Origin of the sequence: Mycobacterium florentinum (assembly GCF_010730355.1) — a bacterium.
Taxonomy (GTDB): Bacteria; Actinomycetota; Actinomycetes; order Mycobacteriales; family Mycobacteriaceae; genus Mycobacterium; species Mycobacterium florentinum.
The window spans coordinates 4,035,510-4,042,315 of record NZ_AP022576.1 but is presented as its reverse complement, the minus strand read 5'-3'; the positions used below and the strand labels follow the sequence as shown (position 1 = coordinate 4,042,315).

At 67.7% G+C, this 6,806-nt stretch carries 5 protein-coding genes and 1 other RNA gene; 2 read left to right on the top strand and 4 right to left on the bottom strand.

Annotated features, from left to right (window positions below):
• Positions 1-3: 3 nt before the first annotated feature.
• Positions 4-441, bottom strand: a complete 438-nt coding sequence (locus G6N55_RS19210) for an SRPBCC family protein (protein ID WP_085225023.1) — start codon at positions 439-441, stop codon at positions 4-6.
• A gap of 39 nt (positions 442-480) precedes the next feature.
• Between G6N55_RS19210 and G6N55_RS19205 the strand changes: the two genes are divergently transcribed.
• The gene (locus G6N55_RS19205; protein ID WP_085224944.1) at positions 481-1,902 is read left to right on the top strand and encodes an FAD-binding oxidoreductase; all 1,422 of its coding nucleotides are present in this window, start codon (positions 481-483) and stop codon (positions 1,900-1,902) included.
• Positions 1,899-3,209, top strand: coding sequence for a class I SAM-dependent methyltransferase (locus G6N55_RS19200; RefSeq protein WP_085224942.1), 1,311 nt, complete (start codon positions 1,899-1,901; stop codon positions 3,207-3,209). Before G6N55_RS19205 ends, G6N55_RS19200 begins: the two co-directional genes overlap by 4 nt.
• On the opposite strand, the gene G6N55_RS19190 is transcribed toward G6N55_RS19200, so the two are convergent.
• The 3 genes from G6N55_RS19190 to ffs form a co-directional block, all read right to left on the bottom strand.
• Positions 3,206-5,128: a DNA polymerase III subunits gamma/tau gene (locus G6N55_RS19190; RefSeq protein ID WP_085224940.1), complete on the bottom strand. Its 1,923-nt coding sequence runs from the start codon at positions 5,126-5,128 to the stop codon at positions 3,206-3,208. The two genes, G6N55_RS19200 and G6N55_RS19190, sit on opposite strands and share 4 nt — an antisense overlap.
• A gap of 179 nt (positions 5,129-5,307) precedes the next feature.
• Positions 5,308-6,600, bottom strand: a complete 1,293-nt coding sequence (locus tag G6N55_RS19185) for an aminotransferase class I/II-fold pyridoxal phosphate-dependent enzyme (RefSeq protein WP_139827008.1) — start codon at positions 6,598-6,600, stop codon at positions 5,308-5,310.
• A gap of 77 nt (positions 6,601-6,677) precedes the next feature.
• Positions 6,678-6,772, bottom strand: an RNA gene (ffs, locus tag G6N55_RS19180) — signal recognition particle sRNA small type.
• Positions 6,773-6,806: the final 34 nt, after the last annotated feature.

Here is a 6,806-nt window from a genome sequence, read left to right as displayed (position 1 = left end):
GGCCTAGCCTTCGAGTTCCTTCTTCAGGTTGGCCAGCACCTCACCCTGAATCTTCTTCAGCCCCAACGGCGCAAACGTCTTTTCGAAAAAGCCCTTGACACCGCCCGCGCCCGTCCAGCTGGTTTTGACGGTGACGCTGGATCCGGGGCCCGCGGGCGCCACCGTCCAGTTGGTGACCATCGACGAATTCGCGTCCTTCTCGATGACGCTGTGCCCGGCCACGTCGACGCTGGCCTCGACGTTACGGCTACGTGACTTGGTGGCCTGCAGCTTCCACTTGACGACGGTGCCCTGACCCTGCCCGCCCGCCACGACCTGGTATTCGCTGTAGTGCGGGGACAGGATCTTCGGGCGGACGTTCTGGTAATCCGCCACCGCGGCGAGCGTGGCCCCGGGCTCGACGCTGATCAAGATGGTGCTGGCTGCGCTGACCTGTGCCATCAGGCGCGACTCCTCTGGTGTAATGCCGCCCGCGCGCGGATGCACGGGGTGTGGTCGAAGACTAGGGTATATGTGGTGCCAGGTTCTGGATCTGCACTCTCGGCTCACACAGCGGGCGTCGATCGGTTGATGGCGAGTTATCGTTCCATCCCCGTGACGTCCGCGGTCCGGCTCGCCAAACCCACGTCAAACCTGTTCCGCGCCCGCACCAAACGCGATGCGCGCGGCCTGGACACCTCGGGACTGACCGGCGTCCTGAGTATCGATCCCGAAACCCGTACCGCCGATGTCGCCGGCATGTGCAGCTATCAGGATCTGGTGGCGGCGACCCTGCCCTATGGCCTGTCACCGCTGGTAGTTCCGCAGCTCAAGACCATCACGCTCGGTGGCGCGGTCAGTGGCCTGGGCATCGAGTCGGCGTCGTTCCGCAACGGTCTGCCACACGAATCGGTGCTGGAAATGGATATCCTCACCGGCGCCGGCGAATTGCTCACCGCGTCGCGTACTCAGCACTGCGATCTGTTCCGAGCATTTCCGAATTCCTATGGGACACTGGGCTATTCAACCAGGTTGCGAATCGAGCTGGAACCCATCGCGCCGTTTGTGGCGTTGCGCCACATCCGATTCCGCTCGTTGCCGGAGCTGGTTGCGGCCGCCGAACGCATCATCGACACCGGCGGCCAGGGCGGCACCGCGGTCGACTACCTCGACGGCGTGGTCTTCGGTCCCGACGAGAGCTACCTGTGCGTGGGCAGGCGCACCACCACGCCGGGACCGGTCAGTGATTACACCGGCAAAAAGATCTACTACCAGTCGATGCGGCACGACGCCGCCTTGAACGACTCCAAGGACGACCGGCTGACGATGCACGACTACTTCTGGCGCTGGGACACCGATTGGTTTTGGTGCTCACGCGCATTCGGCGTGCAGAACCCGCGGCTGCGCCGCTGGTGGCCGCGGCGCTACCGGCGCAGCAGCGTCTACTCCAAGCTGGTGGCAGCCGACCGCCGCTTCGGTGTGTCCGACCGGATCGAGGCCCGCCAGGGACGCCCCGCGCGCGAGCGGGTGGTCCAGGACGTCGAGGTGCCGATCGGACGGTGCTGCGAATTCCTGGAGTGGTTTCTGCAAAGCGTGCCGATCACGCCGATCTGGTTGTGCCCGTTACGACTTCGCGATCACGAGGGCTGGCCGCTGTATCCGATTCCGGCCGACCACACTTACGTCAACATCGGGTTCTGGTCGTCGGTGCCCGCCGGTGACGGCGTGGGAACCACCAACCGGGCGATCGAAGCGAAGGTCAGCGAGCTCGACGGGCACAAGTCGTTGTACTCCGACTCCTTCTACACCCGAGAGGAATTCGACCAGCTGTACGGCGGCGAGTCCTATAAGACGGTCAAGAAATCCTACGATCCCGACTCGCGTCTGCTCGATCTCTATGCAAAGGCGGTGCAACGGCGATGACGACAACCAGAGAGCCGGTCCACTCCATTACGGGGAAGCTCACCATGGCCGAGGTGCTGGCCATCTTCACCGCGACCGGCGGGCGCCCGCTCAAGTTCACCGCGTACGACGGCAGCACCGCCGGAAGCGAAGACGCGCAGCTGGGCCTGGACCTTTGCTCGCCGCGTGGCACGACCTACCTGGCCACAGCTCCCGGCGAACTCGGCATTGCCCGCGCGTACGTCTCGGGCGACCTGCAGCCGCTCGGCGTGCATCCGGGCGATCCCTACGAGCTGCTGCGGATGCTGGCCGACCGGGTGGAATTCAAGCGACCGTCGGCGTGGACCCTGGCTCAGGTGGTCCGCTCGATCGGCATCGAGCATTTGGTTCCGATTCCACCGCCCGAGCTGGAAACGCCGCCGCGATGGCGCCGGTTCGCGGAAGGCTTGCTGCACAGCAAGACCCGCGACGCGGGAGCCATCCACCACCACTACGACGTCTCCAACACGTTCTACGAATGGGTGCTGGGGCCGTCGATGACCTACACCTGCGCGGTGTACCCGGACGCCGACGCGACTCTCGAAGAGGCACAAGACAATAAGTACCGGCTGGTTTTCGACAAGCTCAACCTGCAACCGGGTGACCGGCTGCTCGACGTGGGATGCGGCTGGGGCGGCATGGTGCGCTACGCCGCCCGGCACGGGGTCCGCGCGATCGGCGCCACCCTGTCGGCCGAACAAGCGAAGTGGGCGCAACGGGCGATCGAGGACCAGGGTCTGTCCGGCCTCGCCGAGGTGCGCCACTCCGACTACCGCGACGTGCCCGAGGAAGGCTTTGACGCCGTCTCGTCGATCGGGCTGACCGAGCACATCGGGGTGAAGAACTACCCCGCCTACTTCGCTTTCCTCAAGTCGAAGTTGCGCACCGGCGGTCTGCTGCTCAATCACTGCATCACCCGCCACGACAACGAGCACCATACGTTTGCCGGTGGCTTCACCGACCGTTACGTGTTTCCCGACGGGGAGCTGACCGGTTCGGGACGCATCCTGATCGACGTCCAGGACACCGGTTTCGAGGTATTGCACACCGAGAACTTCCGCCACCACTACGCGATGACACTGCGCGATTGGTGCCGCAACCTCGTCGACCACTGGGACGAGGCGGTCGCCGAGGTCGGGCTTGCCGTCGCCAAGGTGTGGGGACTGTACATGGCGGCTTCGCGAGTTGCGTTCGACGAGAACAACCTTCAGCTCCATCACGTGCTGGCCGCCAATGTCGAGCGACGCGGCGCCGACAGCCTGCCGCTGCGCCCGTGGTGGCAGCCCTAGCCGCCGTCGATCCGGCGCGCGCCCAGCTCGTTCTGGAGCAGCTCCAGTGCGGCCTCTTCGGGGTCGCGGCGCGGCGCCGACGGGTCCGCGGTACCGGCCTCGGCGAGCATGCGCTCCTCTTCGTCGCGGTGCGCGGATTCCGCAGCGGCAGCATCGATTACGGGAGGTTCCTCCGCGGGGGGCGGCGGTGGCACAACTCTCCTGCTGGGAGGCGACGGCGGGGCTGCCTTGCTGGGGGGCGGCGCGGCGGCCGGTGCGGCTGTCGGGGCGCCGGTCTCGCAACGGACCCGCCAGTTCACGCCCAGCGCGTCCTTGAGCGCATCGGCGATGACGTCGGCGTTGCGCTGTTCGGAGAGTCGCTTGGCCAACGGCGCCGACTCGTGCGTGAGCACCAGGGTGTCGCCCTCCACGGCGCGCACGGTGGCGCCGGCGAGCATCACCTCGGTGGTGCGGCTGCGCTCGCGAACCTTGTTGCGCACTTCCGACCACATGCTGCGCACCGCAGTGGCATTGGGTTCTCCTGGGGCAGAAGCTGGTTCGGGCTCCGGCGCCGGAGCTTGTTCCGGGTTCGGCACCGGATCGGGGGGCGGCGCCACCACCGTCTCGGGGATCGGCTCACGCTCCGGTTCGACCGGCTCAGGTTGCGGCTCGGCGGGCCTGGCCTCGACGGGATCGGGCTTGGCGGCCGGCTTGGCCGATGGCCTGGTGAACTGGGCGGGTTCGGCCGGCGCGGGCGCCGCTGCGGCCTCGGCCGCGGGAATGGACATGGTCAGCCGGGTCTCGATGCGCTCGATCCGTTGCAGCAGAGCCGATTCAGCGTCGCTGGCCGAGGGCAGCAGCAGCCGCGCGCAGACCACTTCGAGCAGCAGCCGGGGCGCGGTCGCACCGCGCATCTCCCCCAGCCCGGCCTGCACCACTTCGGCGTATCGGGTCAGCGTCGCCGCGCCGATCCGGGCCGCTTGGTCGCGCATGCGGTCCAGCACGTCTTCGGGCGCATCCACGACGCCACGGCTTATCGCATCCGGAACCGATTGCAGCACAATGAGATCGCGGAATCGCTCCAGCAGGTCGGTGGCGAAGCGGCGTGGGTCGTGACCCGCGTCGATCACCGATTCGACCGCGCCGAACAGTGCTGCGGCATCCCCGGCGGCCAGCGCGTCGACGGCGTCGTCGATCAGAGCGACGTCGGTGGCACCCAGCAGCCCCAGCGCGCGCGGGTAGGTGACGTGGTTGCCGTCGGCGCCGGCGACCAACTGGTCGAGCACCGACAGCGTGTCGCGGGGCGAACCACCGCCGGCGCGGATCACCAGCGGGTACACCGCGTCGTCGACGACCACGCCTTCTTGTTCGCAGATCCGCCCGATCAGCGAGCGCATGGTCTTCGGTGGCAGCAACCGGAACGGGTAGTGATGGGTGCGCGACCGGATCGTCGGCAGCACCTTCTCGGGTTCGGTGGTGGCGAAGATGAAGATGAGGTGTTCGGGCGGTTCCTCGACGATCTTGAGTAGCGCGTTGAACCCGGCGGTGGTCACCATGTGCGCCTCGTCGACGATGAACACCCGGTAGCGCGACTGCGCGGGCGCGTAGAACGCGCGGTCGCGCAGCTCGCGGGTGTCGTCCACGCCGCCGTGGCTGGCGGCGTCGAGCTCCACCACGTCGATGCTGCCGGGCGCGTTGGGCGCCAACGCCTGACACGAGTCGCACACTCCGCACGGGGTGGCCGTCGGCCCCTGCGCGCAGTTCAGCGACCGGGCCAGGATGCGCGCCGACGAGGTCTTTCCGCAGCCACGCGGCCCGGAGAACAGGTACGCGTGGTTGATCCGGCCGGCTTCCAGGGCGATGGACAGCGGCTCGGTGACGTGCTGCTGCCCCACCACTTCGGCGAAGGTTGCCGGTCGGTACTTGCGGTAGAGAGCCACGGTCAGCAGGCTACCGGCGCGCGGTGACTACGGCCCGGGCCGGGCGTCAACGCCGACGAGTGTGCCCGCACGGCGCCGTCGAGTGCGCGTCCACAGCTTTGAGTGTGCGTCCACGGCGGGATTTCGGCGGATCTCCCGCCCTCAGCGCGCACCGAACGTCGTCACCGCCCCGAACGCCGTCAGTTCACACTCGGAGCCGCAGCACCCAGCCGGGCCTCGGAGGCCGCGAGCAGCGCGCAGGTCGCCAGCCCGTCGACCGCGTCGCGCAGGTCCGGCAGCGACGGGAAGGTAGGCGCGATCCGGATGTTCTTGTCTTCCGGATCCTTGCGGTACGGGAACGTCGCACCCGCCTCGGTGACGGCGATACCCGCGTCCTTGGCCAGCGCGACGGTCCGGCGCGCGGTGCCCGGCCACACGTCGAGGCTGATGAAGTAGCCGCCCTTGGGCTCGGTCCAGGACGCGATCTTCGAGTCGCCCAGCCGCTGCTCGAGAATCTCCAGTGTGAGGGCGAACTTCGGGGCCAGGATCTGCTGGTGTCGCAGCATGTGCAGGCGGACCCCGTCGGCGTCGCCGAAGAAGCGCAGGTGCCGCAGCTGGTTGATCTTGTCGGGGCCGATCGACTTCTTCCCGGCGTACTGCAGGTACCAGGCGATGTTGCCGAGCGACCCGCCCAGGAAGCTGACGCCCGCGCCGGCGAAGGTGATCTTCGAGGTGGACGCAAAGACGTACGGCCGGTTCGGGTTGCCGGCCGCGGCGGCCAGCCCGAGGATGTCGATCTGACTCAGGAAGTCGTGCGTCAGGGTGTGCACCGCGTAGGCGTTGTCCCAGAACAGCCGGAAGTCGGGGGCGGCCGTCCGCATCTGCACCAGCCGGCGCACGGTCTCCCACGAGTACGTCACACCGGTGGGGTTGCCGAACACCGGCACCGTCCACATCCCCTTGATCGCCGGGTCGACGGCGACCAGTTCCTCGATCATGTCGACGTCCGGGCCGTCGTCGCGCATCGGGACCAGGATCATCTCGATGCCCATGGTCTCGGTGATGGCGAAGTGCCGGTCGTAGCCGGGAGCCGGGCACAGGAACTTGATGCTCGGCTCGTCCTTCCAGGGCCGCTGCGAGTCCACGCCGCCGTACAGCATCGAAAAGGCAACCAGGTCGTGCATCAGCTCGAGGCTGGAGTTGTTGCCGGCGATCAGGTTGGGCACTGCGATGCCCAGCAACTCCCCGAAGATGGCCCGCAGTCCGGGCAGGCCGTGCAGGCCGCCGTAGTTGCGGGTGTCGGTCCCCTCGGCGTCGCGGAAGTCGTCACCGGGCAGGCTCAGCAGCTGATTGGACAGGTCGAGCTGCTCCGGGGCGGGTTTGCCGCGGGTCAGATCCAAGTGCAGCTTCTTGGCCTGCAGCTCCGCATAGTCCTGCTGGTTGCGGGAGTGCAATGCGGTGAGCTCTTCGGGGCTGAGGGAATCGAACGCCACCAGGGGCCCTTTCGCTGTCGAACGCCGGAGGGTGACGGGCCGGCTCGCGGCGTAAGCGCTGGTCGCACCGCCCCGCACATAGGGGACCCCGCGCACCCGACAGAGCCCATTGACCCTTGCTGCCTTCCGGCCCTGGGGGAGTTCACAGGATAGACGCCGCGCGGGGTCCATGGCGAGTGTAATACCTGGCTCGGGTCGGCCGATGA